The organism is Micromonospora sp. C95 (assembly GCF_018070465.1).
Taxonomy (GTDB): domain Bacteria; phylum Actinomycetota; class Actinomycetes; order Mycobacteriales; family Micromonosporaceae; genus Micromonospora.
On record NZ_JAGPXT010000057.1, the window covers coordinates 1 to 2,089 of the forward strand.

The 2,089-nt window shown below is 66.5% G+C and carries 3 protein-coding genes; 1 reads left to right on the plus strand and 2 read right to left on the minus strand.

Annotated elements, in window-relative coordinates; genetic code table 11:
- Positions 1-370: VOC family protein (locus tag KBX00_RS28920; RefSeq protein WP_210831225.1), on the minus strand; the 370-nt coding region annotated here is incomplete at its 3' end.
- Between the two features lie 121 nt (positions 371-491).
- Positions 492-1,214, minus strand: a complete 723-nt coding sequence (locus KBX00_RS28925; RefSeq protein ID WP_210831226.1) for a TetR/AcrR family transcriptional regulator — start codon at positions 1,212-1,214, stop codon at positions 492-494.
- A 76-nt stretch (positions 1,215-1,290) separates the two neighbouring features.
- On the opposite strand from KBX00_RS28925, the gene KBX00_RS28930 reads away from it, so the two are divergent.
- Complete coding sequence (locus tag KBX00_RS28930) at positions 1,291-2,070, plus strand: alpha/beta fold hydrolase (RefSeq protein ID WP_210831227.1); 780 nt, start codon at positions 1,291-1,293, stop codon at positions 2,068-2,070.
- The last annotated feature ends 19 nt before the right edge of the window (positions 2,071-2,089 follow it).

The following is a 2,089-nucleotide window of genomic DNA, read 5'->3' on the forward strand; positions in this document are numbered from 1 at the left end:
GGTTGCCGGCGATGTCGAGGAAGACCGCGACCCGGCCATAGGGCTCGGTCCGTGGTTCCCGGACGAAGGTGACACCGGCCCCGGTCATCCGTCGGTAAGCGGCGTCGAAGTCGTCGACACGGAGGAAGAACCCGACCCGGCCGGCTACCTGGTTACCGACAGCGGCACGCTGGTGTTCTCCGTCGGCGCGGGCGAGCAGAATCCCGGTCTGGGCACCCGGGGGCCGCACGACGACCCACCGCTTGGGTCGCCCGTCATTGGTCAGCGATGGGGAGTCCTCGACGAGGTCGAAGCCGAGTACGTCGCTGAAGAACGCGATCGCCGAGTCGTAGTCATCGACAATCAGGGCAACCAAGTCGATCTGCACCACGGCAGCGTACGCGGGGTCGACTCCTGCTCGCCGCTCGCGCGCACCACCACGGCATGAGTGGGTGTCGTTGGTGAGCAACCCGTCGGTCTGTGGGCTGCTGAGGTCGCGCTTGAGTCTTGTGTTACGGCCGGTTTGGTCCGTGCTTGAAAAGCCGATCGATGTGATCGGTAAGGATACGCAGTGCGGCTGCACCGTCTCGTTGCCCGCCGAGCACGCTTGAGCCGAGGCCGTTGGTGAGGGCGAGGAGTCCGGCGGCGGTCGTCGCCGGGTTCAGCGTGGTGTCGATTTGGTCGGCCTGCTGCGCGGCGGTCAGTTGCCCGGCGAGCAGTCGTTCGACCTTGTCCGGGTAGGCGGCGCCGTGCCGGGTAGCGAGGTCGGGGTCGGTGAAAACCAAGGTGTAGTAGCCGGTGTAGGCCCTCGTCAGGTCGAGGCTCTCGGCGTCGGTGGGCAGGATCGCGGTGAGTGTGCCGTAGACGACGTTGCGGGGGGTCACCGGTCCCAGGGCACGGATGTGGCTCTCCACCCGGGTGGCCAACCGTTCGCCGAGATAGGCCAAGGCGGTGAGTAGCAGCTCTTCCTTGGTGTGGAAGTAGTACTGCACCAGGCGGAGAGAGACGCCGGCTTCGGCGGCCACTTCACGCAGGCTGGCGGACTGCAGGCCACGGGCGCTGGCGATGCGCAACAGCGCCTCCCCGATCTGCCGGCGGCGTTCTTCGTGGTCCACACGTTTGGGCACGGCGATCCGTTCCGGGATAGTAGTCGACGACTTTGATGATACGCTTGTATCAAGAAAATTCGAGCGAGGTGGTGACAGCATGCCAGCTGCCGGAATCAGCACCTTCACCAGCGACAAGGCTCAGGCGCGGTTCGCGCGGGCGTACGAGGGCATGCGTCGGCGGCGGTGGCCAGCGGAGGCGACCGTGACAGACGTGGCGACCAGTTTCGGCTCTACCAGGGCGTACCGGATCGGCAGTGAAGGCGTCCCGTTCGTGCTGCTGTCGGGAGCCGGCGGCAACGCGTTGTCCTGGCATCGCTACATGCGTCCGTTCGCCGCGACGCGGCAAGTGATCGTTCTCGATCCGGTCGGTGAACCCGGATGTTCGGTGCAGGAGAGACCACTACACGACGGGCGCGACTGGGCCAACTGGCTGCATGAGACCCTCACCGCCCTGGACGTTGAGCGCGTCCATCTGGTCGGCATGTCCCACGGCGGCTGGGTCGCCTTGCAGTACGACCTGCACCTGCCCGGCCACGCCGATACGATCACCCTCCTCGACCCCGCCGGCTTCGGCCGGCTCAACGGCCGTTTCCTCGCCTGGATCATGCTGGGCGGACTCGCCGCATTCAGCCCCACGCCGATTCGCCGTCTCGCGGCACGGGCGCTACACAACGCCTCCTTGCTCGACGACGACCTCGTCCGCCTACTACGGGCCAGCACTGGCTTCCGCCGCCGCCACATCGCTCCGCCCGAAATCACCGACGAGGAGCTACGCCGGATAACTGCTCCGACCCTGGCGCTGCTCGGCGAAAGAAGCCAGATGTACGACGCCCAAGCCGTGGCCGCCCAGATCCGGGCCCAGATCCCCAACGCACACGCCGAAACCATCCCAGAAGCCGGCCACGACCTTCCTGTCCGCTGCCCCGAACTGGTCAGCAACCGGACCATCCAGTTCACCGCCGCAACCGAGAAGCAAGCATGAACATCCGCTCATCGGCATG